Origin of the sequence: Streptomyces angustmyceticus, assembly GCF_040701845.1 — a bacterium.
Classification (GTDB): domain Bacteria; phylum Actinomycetota; class Actinomycetes; order Streptomycetales; family Streptomycetaceae; genus Streptomyces; species Streptomyces angustmyceticus_A.
In genome coordinates this window covers 173,322-189,625 of the sequence record NZ_JBFBHQ010000004.1, presented here as the reverse complement: position 1 = coordinate 189,625, position 16,304 = coordinate 173,322, and the positions used below count along the sequence as shown (strand labels likewise).

Genomic DNA, 16,304 nt, shown 5'->3' with positions numbered 1-16,304 from the left:
CGCCGCCCGGGCGCGGTTCGCCAGCACCGGCGCCCGTTGAGGAGGACACCGTGTCCACACCCCCCGATCCCATCGACCTGTACGGGACGGAGTACACCCGCGATCCCTATCCCCTGTACGCCGAGCTGCGCGAGCGCGGCCCGGTCCACCGCGTGCGGTTCCCCAGCGGGGTCCGTGCCTGGCTGGTGACCGGCTACGAGGCCGCGCATCGGGCGCTGACCGACACCCGGCTGGGCAAGCACCATGCGCGGGGCAACGCCGCCTGGCGGGCCCGTGCCTCGATCATGCCCGAGCCCCAGCACTCCCAGCTCCAGGTGCATCTGCTCCACCAGGACCCGCCGCGGCACACCGTACTGCGCCGGCTGATCACCGACGCCTTCGCGCCGCAGCGCGTCGAGGGGCTCCGCCCCCGGTTCCAGGCCATGGCCGACGCCCTGCTCGACGGCCTCCCGGACGCCGGCGAGGCCGATCTGGTCGAGGTCTTCGCCGGGCGTTTCCCGTTTCAGGTGCTGGCCCATGTCATCGGGCTGCCCGGGGAGTTCGAGGAGCGCTTCGACCGGGACTGGGGCAAGGTCGTCCAGCCCGTGGGGCCGTCGGACCCGGGCCGCCCGGCGTACGAGGCGCGGCTGCGCGGACTGCAGCAGTACATCGCCGATCTCGTCGTCCACAAGCGCGGTGAGCGGGGCGAGGATCTGCTCTCCCGGCTGGTGGCCGCCCGCGACGACGGCCGGATCGGCCGGGAGGAGCTGGATTCGATGATCTTCCAGCTGCTGGTCGCCGGGCAGGAGCCGGTGACGAATCAGATCAGCACCGCCCTGGTCACCCTGCTGCGCCACCCGGACCACCTGGCGGCGCTGGCCGCCCGGCCGGAGCTGCTGCCCCGCGCCGTCGAGGAACTCCTGCGGTACGACAGCGCGTTCGAGCTGACGACCTGGCGGTTCTTCGCCGAGGACGCCGATCTGCACGGGACGCGGGTCCCGGCGGGCGACTCCGTCATCGTGTCGCTGTGTGCGGCCAATCGCGATGCCCGGCAGTTCCCCGACGCCGACGCCCTGCACTTCGACCGCACCCCCAACCCGCATCTCGCCTTCGGGCACGGCACCCACTTCTGCCCCGGCGCCGCCCTCGCCCGGATCGAGCTCCAGATCGCCCTGGGCACCCTGCTGAGACGGCTGCCGGGCCTGCGGCCCGCCGTCCCGGACGGCGAACTGCGCTGGATCCCGGCGGTACTGGCGCGCGGGGTGGACCGGCTGCCGGTGACGTACGGCGCGCCGGCCGGGTGTCCGGTCGCGGACGGGCCGGATGCCGCGTGCTGACCAGCCCGCCCCGGCCGCTTCCCGCACCGGCCGCCGGCCACCCGGACGGCCCCGGGCCGGTGCTCGCCGAGCTGCTGCCCCACCGCCGTACCCTGGACACCTGCCACGATGACACCCCGGACGCCTTCCCCGCCCAACTGCGGCAGCTCGCGTCGCCGGTGGCCGCGGGCGAGCCGGTCGTCCTCACCCTCCCGGGCTTCCCCTGCAAGTCGCCGAACCCGGCCAAGGTGCTCGGTCACCTGCCCGACGAGGGCGAACGGCTGGCGCTGCGCTTCCTGAACGCCCTGTGCGCCCGGATCGAGGCCGTCCACCCGCCCGGGGCGCGGGTGGTCATCTGCTCGGACGGACATGTCTTCAGCGATCTCATCCGGGTGCCCGACCGCGACATCGACGCCTACGCCGACGCCCTGCGCGCCATGGTCCACGACGAGGGCCTGACCCACTTGGACGTCTTCGACCTGCGCGACGTCTACGGGCAGCGGCTGTCGCACGACGCCCGACGGGCCCTGGTCCACGAGCACTACGCGCCGGATCTGGAGACGCTGCGGTCCCTGACGCGCAGCGACGAACCGACGCGCCGCCTGTACCAGGGCATCACCCGCTTCCTCTTCGAGGACTCCGTCGCGTTCCCGGGCACCCGCTCGGCGCTGCAGCGCGACTGCCGCCGCCGCGCCTACGCGGTGATGCAGCGCAGCCGGGCCTGGGGCGACCTGGTCGGCGCGCACCACCCGGGCGCCTTCCGGCTCTCCATCCATCCGCAGCCCCGGGACTCGGCCAAGTTCGGCATCCGGCTGCTCGACGCGCCCGATGTGTGGACGACGCCGTGGCACTCGTGTGTGCTCGAACACCGCGATGGACGGCGGGAGTTGCTGCACCGCGCGAAGGCCGAGCGGCTCGGTCGGCTGGTGTGCCGCCGGGGGCGGCCGAGCCACTTCGTCGCCGTGTGAGGGCGGGTTGGCTGCTGCGTGCTGCCGCCCGGGCCGGGGGGCGGGGTGGTGCCGGGCTCCCGTCGCCGGCGGGGCCGTGGCCGCCCCGCCCCCCGGGCGCGCCGGCCCCCATCAGGGCGCGCCCGGCCCCCTTCCCGGCGCGGCGCCCGGTCAGCCGGCCCCGGCGGGCAACGCCTCCCGGTGGTCGAAGGCGATCAACGGGTCGCCGGTGAGCGGATGTTCGGTCACCGCGGCCCGCACCCCGAAGACCTCGGCCAGCAACGGTGGCGTCAGCACCTCGCGGGGCGTGCCGGAGGCCACCACCCGCCCGGCGTGCAGCACATGCAGCCGGTCGCACAGGGACGCGGCCGCATTCAGGTCGTGCAGCGAGATCAGCGTCGTACGGCGCTGCGCCCGCAGCAGCGCGAGCAGCTCCACCTGGTGCCGTACATCGAGGTGATTGGTGGGCTCGTCCAGCACCAGCACCCGGGGTTCCTGGGCGAAGGCCCGTGCCAGCAGGGCCCGTTGGCGCTCGCCCCCGGACAGGGCGGAGAACCGGCGGGCGCCCTGCCCGGCGAGCCCGACGGCGGCCAGGGCGCGGGCCACGCTCTCCCGGTCGGTGCCGTCGTCGCCCGCGAAGGCCCGCTTGAAGGGCGTGCGGCCCATCGTCACCACCTCGCGCACGGTCAGCTCGAAGTCGCTGCCGCGCTCCTGCGGCAGCGCGGCGACCCGGCGTGCGGTCTGCGCCGGGGTGAGTGTGCGCAGGTCGGCACCATCCAGCAGCACCCGGCCCGCGGTGGGCCGCAGATGCCGGTAGACGGTCCGCAGCACGGTCGACTTGCCGCTGCCGTTGGGGCCGACCAGCCCGGCGATCTCGCCGTCCGCCGCCATCAGCCGCACTCCGGCCACGACGTCGCGGCCCGCATAGGCGACCTGCAGATCCTCGATCGCGATGTTCACCGGCCCGCCTCCATCCGCCGGTCCAGGACGAACAGCAGGGCGGGCGCCCCGATCATCGCGGTGACGACCCCCACCGGCAGTTCCTGGGAGTCCAGCGCCGTACGGCACACGATGTCCACCACGACCAGCAGCAGCGCCCCGGTCAGCGCGGACAGCGGCAGCAGCCTGCGGTGGTCGCCGCCGATGACCAGCCGGCACAGGTGCGGCACCATCAGGCCCACGAAGCCGACGGCTCCGGAGACCGCGACCAGTACACCGGTCAGCAGGCTGGTGACCACGAACAGCTCCCGGCGCAGCCGGGTGACGTCCACGCCCACCCCGGCCGCGGTCTCGTCGCCCATGAGCAGCGCGTTCATGGCGCGGGCCCGCGCCTGGAGGGCCACCAGCCCGGCGGCGACCGCGAGCACCGGCAGCCACAGCACGCTCCAGGTGGCCCCGCTCAGGCTGCCCATCAGCCAGAACAGCACACTGCGGGTCTGCTGTTCGTCGCCGGCCTGGAGCACGAGGTAACTGGTGAAGCCGGACAGGAACTGCCCGATGCCGACGCCGGCCAGCACCAGCCGCAGTGGCGAGAAGCCCCCGCCGCGCCGGGCCGTGCACCACACCAGCGCGAACGAGGCGAGCGCTCCGGCGAAGGCCGCCGCCGAGAGCCCCAGCCCCAGGGCACCGCCCGCGCCGGCGCCCAGCACGATGGCGGCGACCGCGCCGAGCGAGGCGCCGTTGGAGATGCCCAGCAGATACGGATCCGCCAGCGGATTGCGCACCAGCGCCTGGGTCGCCGTACCCACCAGCCCCAACCCCGCGCCCACCAGCGCCGCCAACAGCGCCCGGGGCAACCGGAGTTGCCACACGATCAGGTCGTCGGTGCCCGGCCGGGGCGGCGCCCCGCCGAGCCTGCGGAACACCACCGACCAGACGTGTGCGGGCGCGATATCGGTGGAGCCCAGCGAGACCGCGGCGGTCAGCGCCACCACCACGGCGATGCCGAGCCCCGCGGCGAGCAGCCCGGCGGGCGGCGTGCGGCGCCCGGACCGCTGCGCCTGCTCCTGGTGTCCGGGCGGACCGGCGACGGCCGATGCCATTACCGTGCCGCCTCGAACCGTCCGGGATGGATGGTGCGCGCGATCTCCTCGACGGTGTCCGCGGTGCCGACGCCCGCGATCGTCGTACGCTCCGAGCCGATCCGCAGGAACTTCCCCTGGCGCACGGCGGCGAGCCCCTTGGTGGCGGGGAAGCGCTTCAGGAACGCCGCCGCCTCGTCGAAGGCCTTGGCGTCGGCCGCGGCGTCGCCCCGGTCGCGCACCCCGAGCTGGATCCAGTCCGGGTTCTCGGCGACCACGTCCTCCCAGGAGACCGGCTTGAAGTCCCCGTCGCAGCCGTCGAAGACATTGCGCGCGCCGGCCTCGGCGATCACGGCGTTGGCGACCTGCTTGCGGCAGACGGCGACGGGCTGCTTGGTGCCCGCGTCGTAGTCGAAGAAGAAGTACGTCGGCCGCTCGGCGGGGGCGAGCGCGCCCACCGCCTTGTGCACCGTGTCGACCTTCGCGCGCATCCGCGCCACGAGTGCGTCCGCCCGCCGCGCGGTGCCGGTCACCGCGCCCAGCCGCTTGATGTCGCCTTCGACGGCGGACAGGTCGCGCTGTGGTGTGTCCGCCATCGGCGCGCAGGCGGTGGACGCCAGGTAGAGGTGCTTGATGCCCGCCGCCGCGAACTCCTCCTCGGTCGGCGCGTCACCGGCCCGGCCCATGGTGCTCATCGACGCGAAGGTGTCGATGTAGAGGTCGGCGCCGGAGCCGAGCAGCTTCTCCTTGGGGATCACGGACTTCGCCAGCACCGGCACCTTCCTGGCCTGCGCGCCCAGGTCGCCGGGCAGGGCTCCCTCGCGGGGCGGGAACCCGGTCCCGATGACCCGGTCGCCCGCCCCCAGCCGCAGCAGCATCTCCAGGGCGGCGGCATTGCTGGTGACGATCTTGCGCGGGGCGGACGCGAAGGTGGTGGTGACGCCCTTGCAGTCGGCGATCCGCACCGGGAAGCCCGGCTCGCGGGCGCCCTTGTCCGTGCCCGTGCCGGAGCCGGTGCCGCTGCCCCCGCACGCGGTGGCGGTCAGCGCGACAGCCACCGCCACACCGCACAACTTCCCAGGACGCATGACGCTTCTCCCCTACCCTCACCGGCCGGTGCACCGGCCGTCTCGCCGCGCCGCCGCGGCGGCCGACGGGCCGCAGGTGCGACCCGGCACAGGTAGTCGGACGGGCGGCGGGGGCGGTTCCGGACCGGGTCGCCTTTTCCCGGCGGGCCGCAGGCCGGCCGAGGAGTCCGGGACGGCGGCTGCGGCCGATGTGGTCGATGCGGCCGTCACGCCGCTGTCGGGCACCGTGCGGGCGCCGGCCCACGCTGCGCGCCCCGGGCGAGTGCGCAGCGCGGGCCGGGTGAACGCCCTCGCCCGGCGGATGTCCCGGGACGCCTTCGCGCGACTGCACGGCCCCGCCGAACTCCCCGCCGGCGTCAAGGATGTGGAGATCGCAGCGACCGCGCGGCACGGGCTGCGGCTGTTCGCGACCGAGCAGCCGAGCAGCCGAGCAGCCGAGCAGCCGAGCAGCCGATCGTACGGGCGGTCACCGAGACCCACCGCGACGAGCGGGCGAGCCCTCGCCGCCGAACGACGCACGCCGTCCCGCTCGTTGGTCCGCGGGCTGCTGGAGGGCGCCGCGCGTCCGGCGGCCGCAAGCGCCCTCGCCGGGCTGCTCGACGGGGCCCGCGGTCCGGGCGTTCGGCTCGCCGCCGTACCCGTGGAGGGGCGGCGGAGAGCCCGGAGGCCGCTCGTCCCGCCGCGGGGACACGGCGTCGGCCGTCATCCGTCTCAGGGGCCCGCCCGCGCGCCGGTCAGGGGTCGAGGCCGCTGCCCTGGGGGCCGTAGAGGTCCAGCAGGCGGACGCGGGTGCCGTGCAGCCGGTCGGCCACCGTTTCGGCCACATAGCGGTACATCGCCCGGCCGAGGACGGGATCGGACTCGCACAGGGCGCGGACCACCTTGGCGTCGAACTCCACGGCCTCGACCGGGCCGACGGTCTCCGCGCCGAAGTGCCACAGATAGGGCGGGAACAGCCAGGACCAGCCGAGCAGTTCGTCCCGGCCGAGCGTCTCGACGACCGCGGCGCGGCGCCCGGGGACCCGCTGGTCGAGGGCGACCTGTCCGCTGCGGATGATCCAGAAGTGGTCCGCCCTGTGGCCCTCCTCGAAGAGGCGGGTGGCGCGCGGCAGCGACACCTCGACGGCGATGTCGGTCAGGCGCCGGCGCCGGTCGGGCGGCATCGCATGGAACAGGTGTCTGCTGGTGGCCATCGCGTCCTCCGCTCGCTCCCTGCACGATATGCGGAGGTCTGCGGGGATTGCGGGAAGGCTCGGCCCGGCGGGGCGGCTGACGGGGTGGGCCCCGGTGGAGTCCGGGCGGGTCAGGTCATCTGGCGCCGCACCAGATCGTGCAGCCGGCCGCCGGTGTCGGCGAGCAGCTCGGCCGGGGCGCCCTGCTCGACGATCCGGCCGTCCGCCATGACGATCACCCGGTCCGCGTCCATGACCGTGGACAGCCGGTGGGCGATCACCAGGCGGCTGGCGCTGAGCTTGCGGGTGCTGTCGATGACGATGCGCTGGGTCTCGTTGTCCAGGGCGCTGGTGGCCTCGTCGAAGAACAGGATCCGCGGGCGGCGGACCAGCGCCTGGGCGATCATCAGCCGCTGGCGCTGGCCGCCGGAGATGGCGCCGCCGCCGGCGATCATGGTGTGCAGCCCCATCGGCATCCGCTTGATGTCCTCGGCCAGTCCCGCCATCTCGGCGGCCGCCCAGGCCTCCTCCTGGGTGAAGGACTCGGCACCGCAGATGCAGTCCAGGATCGAGCCGGTGAGCGGCTGGGCGTTCTGCAGGACGACCCCGCACTGGCGGCGGACCGCCGCCTGGTCCAGGGCGGCCAGGTCCTGCCCGTCGTAGAGCACATGGCCCGAGGTCGGCTTGTCGAAGCCGATGAGCAGCCGGAGCAGGGTCGACTTGCCGCAGCCGCTGGGGCCGACGACGGCGACGAACTCGCCGGGCCGTACCTGGAAGGAGACGTCGTCGAGGACGAGCGGCCCGTCGTCGGTGTAGCGGAAGGACAGCTTCTTGGCCTCGATGCCGCCGGTCAGGGCGCCGGGCTGGGCGCTGGCTCCGCGCACCTCGGGCTTCTCGTCCAGCACCGGCTTGATCTGCTCGAACATCGGCATCGCGGCGGCCGCCGAGATGAAGGCGCCGGTGATCTGGGTGACCGAGGTCAGCAGCATGGTCACCGAGGTGTTGAAGGTGAGGAACGAGGCGGCCGACATGCTGCCGCGGGCCGGCCCGGCCAGCAGCATGAACATGGTGAGCGAACAGAGCGGCAGGTAGACCGCGTTGAGGACGGTGGTCAGGTTCTTGATCCGGCCGGCCTTCTGCTGGAGTTCGCGGGAGCGGGCGAACTCACGGGCCCAGGCCGCGTACGCGAAGCTCTCGGCCGCGGCGACCCGCAGCTTGGGCAGTCCGCGCAGGGTCTGGAACGCCTGATTGTTGAGCTTGTTGGTGAGCTTGATCAGCCGTCGCTGCCAGCGCAGCTCCCACAGGCCCATGGCGAGGAACACCACGCCGATGACGAGCAGCATGGCGACGGCCGCCAGCGCCAGCGGCACGCTGAACAGGAGCAGCATCACGAGGTTCATCGCGCCGACCGTCGTGGCCTGCACGGCCACCGGGCCGAGGCCGGAGAGCACCCGCCGGATGCCGCTGATGCCCATCGCCGCGCTGGCCAGCTCGCCGGTGGAGCGTTCGGTGAAGAACTTCGTCGGCAGCCGCAGCAGCCGGTCCCACACCGCCGGCTGCAGCGCGCTCTCGATCCGGCCCTCCATCCGCAGCACGGTGAGGTTCTGCAGCAGCATGAAGGCCGCGGAGACGACGCTGGTGATGACGACGGCCAGGGAGACCTGCACGATCAGGCTCTTGTCGGCGCTGGGCACGTACTCGCCGAGGACCTTGCCGGTCGCGATCGGGACGAGGGCGCCGAGGCCCACCGTCACCAGACCGGCGAGGGCCAGGTTCCGCAGGTCCATCCGGGTGCCGCGCAGGCTGAAGAGCATCAGCCGCCACAGGCTCATGGGCCGCTCCGGCAGCGGGCGGTAGAACATCACGGCGCGCGGCTCGAAGGCGTCGGCGTTGTCCTTGCCGATGCGCATCCGCAGCCCGGAGGCCGGGTTGACCGCCTCGTAGCGGCCCCGGCGCCACAGCAGCGCCACGGCGGCGCCGGACTTGGCGCGGTGACCGACCAGAGGTCCGGTGTTGGTGCGCCACCAGCTGCCCTGGAGCCGGACGGCGCGGGTGCGGATCCGCGAGCTGACCGCGATCCGTTCGACCGGGGTGATCCGGTCGTTGGCGGCGGCGCCCTTCGGCGGCTCGGTGAGGGTGATCCCGGCGGCCTCGGCGACCGTGCGGCAGACCGCGAAGGTGGCGTCGTCGCCGGCCCGGTCCGTCCCGGCGCCGCCCCGTCCCCGGTCCTGGCGGCCGATGGACGCGATCAGCGCCTGGTCGGCCCGCTCGCGGACGGCCTCGCCCGCCTTGATGCCGGCTGCCGTGCGGTCCTCGTGGGCGCGCTCCAGCTGCTCGATCCAGCGGTCGACGGCGGACAGCAGCCGGTATTGCTGATTGACCATCTGCTGCCACAGCTCGGGGTCCACCAGCAGGTCGCCGGCGGCCTCCGCGCTGTAGGTGGCGCCGTACTGCACGCTGCCGGGCGGGACGGGCATCCACAGGATGTCGTCGTCGGCCACCGCCTCGTCGGCGGGCCGGCCGTCGAGCGGTGCCTCGAACAGCACGCCCAGGCTGCGGGCGGTGCCCAGCGCGAAGGCGTGCTCCAGCGCGGAGGGCGCCTCGGCCCGGGCTCCGTACGCGGCGTCCTGGCCGTAGCCGTCCTGCGCGCCGTACTGCGGAAACGACCCGGTGTCGCCGTACTCGCCGTAGTCGTGGCGGGGCAGTTCGCGCAGCGGGATCCGGCGCAGCCGGCAGTCCTGGGTGGGCCGGCCGAGCAGGGTATGGTGCGGGCCGGCGACCGGGCCCAGCAGGAGGGTGCCCGCTTCGAGGCGGCCCAGGAAGTGCCAGTGGCCCTCCTCGGCGGCGTCGACCGCGAAGAGGTCCAGCGATCCGCCGGTGACGAGCCACAGCACATGCGGGCCCTCCAGCGGGACATGGCGCAGTCCGGTGCAGTCGACGGGCGTGCCGAGGCCGCCCAGGGCGTGCGTCACCGCGTCGGTGTCGCCCGGTCCCACGACCGCGGGCGGGGGCATGGATGACACGTCAGTGCTCCTTGACCAGCTCGGCGTACGGGCCCCCGGCGGCGACCAGGTCCTCGTGCCGGCCGCGTTCGACGACCACGCCGTGGTCGAGGACCACGATCTCGTCGCTGTCGCGGACCGTGCTCAGCCGGTGGGCGATGACGACGCAGGCACAGCCGCGCCGCCGCAGGTTGTCCATGATGGTCTGCTCGGTCTGTGCGTCCAGGGCGCTGGTGACCTCGTCGAGGACCAGGATGCTGGGGCGCCGGACCAGCGCGCGGGCGATCTCCAGCCGCTGGCGCTGCCCGCCGGAGAAGTTGCGGCCGTCCTGTTCGACGCGGCTGTGGATGCCGTCGGGGCGGCGGGCGATCACATCGTCGTAGAGCGCGGCGTCCTGGAGTGCGGCGATGACCGCGTCGTCCGGGATGGAGGGGTCCCACAGCGCCACGTTGTCCCGCACGGTGCCCTCGAAGAGGAAGATGTCCTGGTCGACGAAGGACACGGAGGCGGCCAGCGCGCTGCGGGAGAGGTCCTCCAGGCGCTGTCCGTCGATCCGGATGGTGCCTTCCCAGGGGCTGTAGAGGCCGGAGATCAGCCGGGAGACGGTGGACTTGCCGCTGCCGGAGCCGCCGACGAGGGCCACCTGCCGCCCGGGGCCGACGGCCAGGGAGAAGCCGGTGAGCAGCGGTTTGTCCAACGGGCTGTAGCCGAAGGTGATGTCCTCCAGCGTCACATGGCCCTTGAGGCGGCGGGTGTCGGCGTCCGGCTCGGGGCGCGAGTAGAGGCTGTCGACGGGGAAGCTCTCGACGTCCTTGAGGCGGGCCACGTCGGCGGCGAAGTCCTGGATGCGGCCCGCCACTCCGTTGAGCCGGGTGATGGGCGCGGTGAAGCGGGTCACCAGCGCCTGGAAGGCGACCAGCAGACCGATGGAGATATGGCCCTCGACCGCCCGCAGGCCGCCGATCCACAGGATCAGCGCGCTGTTGAGCGTGGCCAGGGTGGGGGCGACGACGGCCAGTGCGGCGCTCGGCACCCCGAGGCGCTGCTGCACCTCCAGCGTGGTGGCGTGCTGGCCGGCCCAGCGGCGGAAGTAGCCGTTCTCCCCGCCGGTGGCCTTCATCGTCTCGATGAGCTGCAGACCGGTGTAGGAGGTGTTGGTCAGCCGGGCGGTGTCGGCACGCAGCTTCTGGGTGTGGGTGGCCCGCAGCCGGATCACGATCCGCATGGCGACGACGTTGAGCAGCGCGATGCCCACGCCGATGACCGTCAGCTGGGGGTCGTAGGTCCACAACAGGAAGGCGTAGAGGACCACCACGATCCCGTCCACGCCCGCGGCGGCGAGGTCGCGCGCCAGGGTCTCGGCGACCGCGTCGTTGGACTGCAGCCGCTGGACGAGGTCGGCCGGGCTGCGCTGGGCGAAGAAGGTGACCGGGAGTCTGAGCAGGTGGCGCAGGAACCGGGCGCTGGTCAGGGTGGAGGAGATGATGCGGCCGCGCAGCAGGTTCGCCTGTTGCAGACCGGTCAGGACGGCGGTCAGCGCGACCATCGCGGCCATCGACGCGAAGAGCGGCCCCAGCAGCGAGGTCTGGTTGCCGATCAGGAACATGTCGATGTACGTACGGCTGAGGGCGGGCACCGCCGCGCCGACCGCGACCAGCAGCAGGCTGGCGAGCAGGGCGGCCAGCAGGGTGCCGGTGGTGCCGCGCATCCGGGCGGGCACGGCGCCGAGCACGCCGGGCTTGCGGCCGCCCTCGCGGAAGTCCTCGCCGGGTTCGAAGACCAGGGCGACACCGGTGAAGCTGGTGTCGAAGTCCTCGGTGGGCACGAAGCGGCGGCCCTTGTCGGGGTCGTTGATGCGGACGCCGCGGCGGCCGAAGCGGCGGCTCGTGCCGTCGTAGACGACGTAGTGGTTGAACTCCCAGAAGAGGATGGCCGGCGCCTGCACTTCGGCGAGCGCGGAGGGTTCCATCTGCATGCCCTTGGCCTGCAGGCCGTAGCTGCGGGCGGCCTTGAGCAGGTTGCTGGCGCGCGAGCCGTCGCGGGAGACGCCGCAGGCGATCCGCAGCTCCTCCAGCGGTACATGCCGCCCGTAGTGGGCGAGCACCATGGCCAGCGAGGCGGCGCCGCACTCCACGGCCTCCATCTGGAGGACGGTGGGGGTGCGTACGGTCTTCGTCTTCTTGGGCTTCGGGGCGGGCGGCGCGGCCCGGCGGGTGCGGCGGGCGCCGGGCGCGGGCTCGGGGCGGTGCCGGCCGCGGCCCGGAGGCGGCAGCTGCGCCTGCGGGGCCGCGGAGTCGGAGGAGGCGGTCATGGCAGCAGCCAATCGATCGGGTGCTGCGCGGCCAGGTGCACGGCGGCGGTGGCCGGCGTCATGGAGTCGACGGCGTAGGGCGGGCCGCCGGAGGCCGACCAGGCGTAGCCGGACGCGCTGTGCGGGGCGGCGTCGAGCGTCACCAGGACCGCGACGGGCTGGCCGTGCTGGGAGAACTGCTCGCCGAGCTGGCTGTTGCCCAGGTAGGCGCCGATCCGCTGGCGGGTCTGCGCGGTCCTGCCGACGGCCTTGACCCGCCCGCGCAGGACGCCGTACTTCTGGCTCGGCACGGACTGGACGGTGAGGTCGACGGCGGCGCCGACGGGGACGGTGGCGCCGCTCTGGGCCGGGACGTACAGCGTTGCCGTCAGGGGGTCGCCGGCATGGGCGACGCGCTCCACGGAGGCGACGTCCGCCCCGGTGGTGACGACGGAGCCGATCGTGGCGACCATCGTGGTCAGCCGTCCCGCGGCGAGTGTGCGGACGACGGCGGTGCCCCGGGCGGTGCGGACCTTCAGCACCGGGGTGTTGGCGGCCACCCGCTTGCCCTCTTGGGCGAGCACGGCGGTGACCTGGCCCGAGACGGGGCTCTGCAGGATGTAACTGCCCTGGCCGTGGGTGAGGATTCCGGGTGCGCCGAGAGTGGACGACACGGTGCCGGTCACCGCCCACACGGACGCGGCGATCACGAAGAGGACCGTGACGGTCAGCACCAGCCAGCCCTGGGGGCGGGCGAAGCGCACCGGAAGGTCGATCTCCTCGGGGGACTGCAGCTTGGAAAGGGCCTGTTGGCGGAACTGCACGACACTCTTCCCTCAACTGCAATGGTCTGTCAGACGGGTGGCGGCCGGGCGCCCCGGTCCCGGGCGGAGCCAGGGGATCCGGGGCACTCGGCCCGGCATGTCGGCAAGGAGGGGGCGCCGACCTGCCGTTGTCACCGTTCGAAGCCGGCTGTACCGCTCAGCGGTACAAAGGCGACTCAGAGACCGGAGACCAGGCCCGTGGCGGTGCCGACGACGCCCGAGACGTTGGCGCCGGTGGCGCCGTCGACCAGGCCGGTGGCGGTGCCCACGACGCCCGAGACCGGGGCGATGGAGTCAACGGTGTTGGTGGCGTTGCCCACGACACCGTTGAGGAGGCCACCGGACACGTTGTCCAGGTCGGCGTCGGAGATTTCCTGGGTCTGAACCTGGGGGGTGGAGTTCATGATGTTTCCCTTCGGATGAATATCTCGAAAAAAGCTGCGCCCGAACCGTCCGGTGGGGTGGTCCGGCCGCGGCTGCGGCAGTCGGGTACCCGAAATCGGGAACCGATGGTGTGACTCCCGCGGTGCGAAGGATCAAAGCATGCTGGCGCGTTGCGCTGCTAATCGGAGAACCACCGATCCGGACCCCAACGGCCCACCGAATTACCGGAAGTGCACGCGCATCCATGACTTGGTGGCAGCTTCTTCACAGCTTCTCCAGTTTCAGTTCCAACCCATCGGTAACCACTCGTTCGACGAACTGGACATTCCCGCACCAACCCGCTGACGTGCAGGTCAGCGTGGGGATGCCCTACGGGAGAGGCGGTGCCTACTGCGCATTCGTTGTGCAGATTCCTTGAAGACCGCCAATTTTTACGACACCTGAGCACGGCAGCGCCGCCAAACTCCGGCGCGCACTCCCGCCGGGCCGCTCCGAATGTTGCCGGGGCATGAAATGTGCCCGATTCGCCCGGAGTTCAAGGGCGGCATCGGACGAGTTGAACGCATTGAACGGAATCATCGGAACTATACGTGCTCCATTCCCTGGAAACGGATCGAGTGGCCGGAGAACGGACATACCCGCATAACGCCGCGCCTTCCGAACCGTCGGTAATGGGCGATTCCGCGGTGCGCCACCGACACCCCGGTGGCAGCCGCCCACCGGGTGCGGCACCGTGAAAGGACGCGGCGGGGCCGGCGCCCCGGGAAGGAGTCGTGCGTGGACCCCGTCGAGGCGCTGGAGCGGATCGCGTTCCTGCTGGAGCGGCAGGGGGCGGTGACCTACCGCGTCCAGGCGTTCCGCACGGCCGCGACGGTCATCACGGCGATGTCCCCCGACGAAGTGCGCCGCCGCGCCCTGGACGGTTCGCTGGGGCGGGTCAGAGGGCTGGGCCCCAAGACCACCCTGGTGGTCGAGGAGGCGCTCGCGGGGGTGCGGCCCGCCTACCTGACCCATCTGGAGGAGGAAGCGGGCGGACCGCTGGTCGAGGGGGAAGGGGGGCAGCGGCTGCGGCGGGCGCTGCGCGGTGACTGCCATCTGCACTCGGACTGGTCGGACGGCGGCAGCCCGGTCGAGGCCATGGCCCGGGCCGCCCGCGACCTCGGGCACGCCTGGTGCGTGCTGACCGACCACTCCCCCAGGCTCACCGTGGCCCGCGGGCTGACCGCCGAACGGCTGCGCCGGCAGCTGGCGCTGGTGGCGGAGGTCAACCGGACGCTGGCACCGTTCCGGCTGCTGACCGGGATCGAATGCGACATCCTCGACGACGGCACCCTCGACCAGGAGCCGGAGCTGCTGGACCAGTTGGACGTGGTCGTCGCCTCGGTGCACTCCAAGCTGCGGATGGACCGGGCGCCGATGACCCGGCGGCTGCTGGCCGCGGTCCGCAATCCGCTGGTCGATGTGCTCGGCCACTGCACCGGACGGCAGATCACCGGCAAGCTGCGTCCGGAGTCGCAGTTCGACGCCGCGGAGGTGTTCGCGGCCTGCGCCGAGCACCGTACGGCCGTCGAGATCAACTGCCGTCCGGACCGTTTCGACCCACCACGCCGCCTGCTGCGCCAGGCCCTGGAGGCGGGCACGCTCTTCGCCATCGACAGCGACGCCCATGCGCCGGGCCAGCTGGACTGGCAGATCTACGGCTGTGCCCGCGCCGAGGAGTGCGGCGTACCGGCCGAGCGGATCGTCAACACCTGGACGGAGCGCCAGTTGGCCACCTGGACCCGGACGGGCCGGACACCGCGGCGGGCCTCCGGGCCGGCCTGAGCGGGCCGTCAGACGGGGTGCGGCGCGGGCGCGGGAGCGCCGCCGGCCGGGGCGCCGGTGGCGGGCGTGAGCCGCAGCGCCACGACATAGGAGACGACCACGGCGACGATCACCAGCGGCATCACCGTCAGACCGCTCTTCCCCAGCAGCAGGGTGGCCAGCAGCACCGAGGTCATCGGCAGCCGGAGCATCGCCACGCACATGGCACCGACACCCATCGCGAAGGCCGGGGTGAGCGAGAGGCCGGGCAGGTGGGCCAGCACGACGCCGCCGGCCGCGCCGAGGAACAGCGCCGGGAAGATGGGCCCGCCCCGGAAGGCGCTCAGCGACGCGCAGTACGCCAGGCCCTTGCACACGATGAGCACCAGCAGCGCCGCCACCGAGTAGCCCGCGCTGTCCCGGAACAGCGATCCCAGCGCCGACTGGCCCGAATAGAGCATCTCGGTGGCGGGCTTGCCGGTGGCCGCGGCGAACACCACCGCCAACGCGCCCACCACCAGGCCCATCACCATCGTGGCCGGGATCCGGTGGCGGACCACCCGCCCCTTGAGGAACAGCGAGAGCCGCCGTACACCGGTCGCGGCGAAGGCCGCGGCGACGCCGATGACCAGGGCCCAGCCGAACTCCGGAACCGTCGGCTGGGCGGCCTGGGGAACGTCGTGCAACGCGAGGGAGTACGTACCGAGCCCCGTCCAGTCCCCCAGCCCGGTGAAGACGAGCGCACCGATGCCCGCCGCCAGCAGGCCGGGCACCAGCAGCATCCCCAGCGTCGGGCCGCCCAGTCCTGACACCTCCATCAGGAGGAACGCGCCCAGCAGCGGGGAGCCGAGCAGTGCGCTCACCGCCGCGAAGCTGCCCGCGGCGCCCACCGCGGCGACGCTCTGGGCGTTCAGGCCCCGGCCCAGCAGCCGCGCGGCGCCCGCGGCCAGCCCGCCGCCGAGGGCGATGAGCGGCGCCTCGGGGCCCAGCACCGCACCGAAGCTGAGGGAGGCAAGCGCCGCGAACACGATGCCGGGGAGCGCGGAGAGCGGGGGCGCGCCGCTGAGCGCCAGCCCGTCGGCCGGCTCATGGCCGCCGGTGCCCGGCAGATGACGGATGGCCAGGCCGACCAGCAGGCCGGCGACCACGAGCATCGGGACCGGCCACCACAGGGGTGTCCCGGCGAAGCCCAGCGCCCGCGGCAGGTCCGTGTAGATCAGTGGTTCCAGCTCGTGGACCAGCGCGAGGAAGCCGAACGCGACGGCACAGACCGGGAAGCCGACCACGGCCGCCACCAGCAGGAGCTTCAGATATCCGCGGGTGCGCACGAGTGCGTACGGGTCCTGGGGCACGGTGGCGGGCGTCTCGCCCGCCGGACCGGTGGAGCCGACCGACATCGCCTCGCCTCCCTCGCCGCCGCCGTGCCGAGCCTGCCATGACCGGCCCTCCCCGGCATGCCGGACGCGTCCTCGGGGGCA

The 16,304-nt window shown here is 73.3% G+C and carries 12 protein-coding genes; 3 read left to right on the top strand and 9 right to left on the bottom strand.

The features are described from left to right. Nucleotides 1-50 precede the first annotated feature (50 nt). On the top strand, nt 51-1,316 hold the full coding sequence (locus AB0411_RS11725; protein ID WP_366417089.1) for a cytochrome P450 family protein: 1,266 nt from the start codon (nt 51-53) through the stop codon (nt 1,314-1,316). Further along, nucleotides 1,310-2,263 (top strand): L-tyrosine/L-tryptophan isonitrile synthase family protein, encoded by a 954-nt coding sequence (locus tag AB0411_RS11720; protein WP_437041727.1) that lies wholly within the window; start codon nt 1,310-1,312, stop codon nt 2,261-2,263. Before AB0411_RS11725 ends, AB0411_RS11720 begins: the two co-directional genes overlap by 7 nt. Nucleotides 2,264-2,413: 150 nt before the next feature. On the opposite strand, the gene AB0411_RS11715 is transcribed toward AB0411_RS11720, so the two are convergent. From AB0411_RS11715 to AB0411_RS11680, 8 genes are all read right to left on the bottom strand, one after another. Then, nucleotides 2,414-3,202 (bottom strand): ABC transporter ATP-binding protein, encoded by a 789-nt coding sequence (locus AB0411_RS11715; protein WP_366417088.1) that lies wholly within the window; start codon nt 3,200-3,202, stop codon nt 2,414-2,416. After that, the gene (locus AB0411_RS11710; RefSeq protein WP_366417087.1) at nt 3,199-4,284 is read right to left on the bottom strand and encodes a FecCD family ABC transporter permease; all 1,086 of its coding nucleotides are present in this window, start codon (nt 4,282-4,284) and stop codon (nt 3,199-3,201) included. The genes AB0411_RS11715 and AB0411_RS11710 overlap by 4 nt, the downstream gene beginning before the upstream one ends. Next, the gene (locus AB0411_RS11705) at nt 4,284-5,351 is read right to left on the bottom strand and encodes an ABC transporter substrate-binding protein (protein WP_366417086.1); all 1,068 of its coding nucleotides are present in this window, start codon (nt 5,349-5,351) and stop codon (nt 4,284-4,286) included. Before AB0411_RS11705 ends, AB0411_RS11710 begins: the two co-directional genes overlap by 1 nt. Before the next feature lie 734 nt (nt 5,352-6,085). Further along, nucleotides 6,086-6,544, bottom strand: coding sequence for a cyclic nucleotide-binding domain-containing protein (locus AB0411_RS11700; protein ID WP_366417085.1), 459 nt, complete (start codon nt 6,542-6,544; stop codon nt 6,086-6,088). Nucleotides 6,545-6,654: 110 nt separating this feature from the next. After that, a complete protein-coding gene (locus tag AB0411_RS11695) occupies nt 6,655-9,537 on the bottom strand; it encodes an NHLP bacteriocin export ABC transporter permease/ATPase subunit (protein ID WP_366417395.1) in 2,883 nt (960 codons plus the stop codon). 10 nt (nt 9,538-9,547) lie between these two features. Then, complete coding sequence (locus AB0411_RS11690) at nt 9,548-11,836, bottom strand: NHLP family bacteriocin export ABC transporter peptidase/permease/ATPase subunit (RefSeq protein WP_366417084.1); 2,289 nt, start codon at nt 11,834-11,836, stop codon at nt 9,548-9,550. Next, entirely contained in the window at nt 11,833-12,639 is an 807-nt protein-coding gene (locus AB0411_RS11685; protein WP_366417083.1) for an HlyD family efflux transporter periplasmic adaptor subunit, read from the bottom strand. The genes AB0411_RS11690 and AB0411_RS11685 overlap by 4 nt, the downstream gene beginning before the upstream one ends. Nucleotides 12,640-12,815: 176 nt before the next feature. Beyond that, a complete protein-coding gene (locus AB0411_RS11680; RefSeq protein ID WP_366417082.1) occupies nt 12,816-13,043 on the bottom strand; it encodes a type A2 lantipeptide in 228 nt (75 codons plus the stop codon). A 757-nt stretch (nt 13,044-13,800) separates the two neighbouring features. Between AB0411_RS11680 and AB0411_RS11675 the strand changes: the two genes are divergently transcribed. Further along, complete coding sequence (locus AB0411_RS11675) at nt 13,801-14,847, top strand: PHP domain-containing protein (RefSeq protein WP_366417081.1); 1,047 nt, start codon at nt 13,801-13,803, stop codon at nt 14,845-14,847. 8 nt (nt 14,848-14,855) lie between these two features. Here AB0411_RS11675 and AB0411_RS11670 read toward each other — a convergent pair whose 3' ends face one another. Beyond that, entirely contained in the window at nt 14,856-16,223 is a 1,368-nt protein-coding gene (locus AB0411_RS11670) for a chloride channel protein (RefSeq protein WP_366417080.1), read from the bottom strand. Between the last annotated feature and the right edge of the window lie 81 nt (nt 16,224-16,304).

Excerpts from the sequence above, each read along its gene's own strand:
- AB0411_RS11705 (WP_366417086.1), bottom strand. The coding sequence starts at position 5,351 with ATGCGTCCTGGGAAGTTGTGCGGTGTGGCGGTGGCTGTCGCGCTGACC.
- AB0411_RS11700 (WP_366417085.1), bottom strand. The coding sequence starts at position 6,544 with ATGGCCACCAGCAGACACCTGTTCCATGCGATGCCGCCCGACCGGCGC.
- AB0411_RS11690 (WP_366417084.1), bottom strand. The coding sequence starts at position 11,836 with ATGACCGCCTCCTCCGACTCCGCGGCCCCGCAGGCGCAGCTGCCGCCT.
- AB0411_RS11670 (WP_366417080.1), bottom strand. The coding sequence starts at position 16,223 with ATGTCGGTCGGCTCCACCGGTCCGGCGGGCGAGACGCCCGCCACCGTG.
- AB0411_RS11710 (WP_366417087.1), bottom strand. The coding sequence starts at position 4,284 with ATGGCATCGGCCGTCGCCGGTCCGCCCGGACACCAGGAGCAGGCGCAG.
- AB0411_RS11695 (WP_366417395.1), bottom strand. The coding sequence starts at position 9,537 with ATGCCCCCGCCCGCGGTCGTGGGACCGGGCGACACCGACGCGGTGACG.
- AB0411_RS11680 (WP_366417082.1), bottom strand. The coding sequence starts at position 13,043 with ATGAACTCCACCCCCCAGGTTCAGACCCAGGAAATCTCCGACGCCGAC.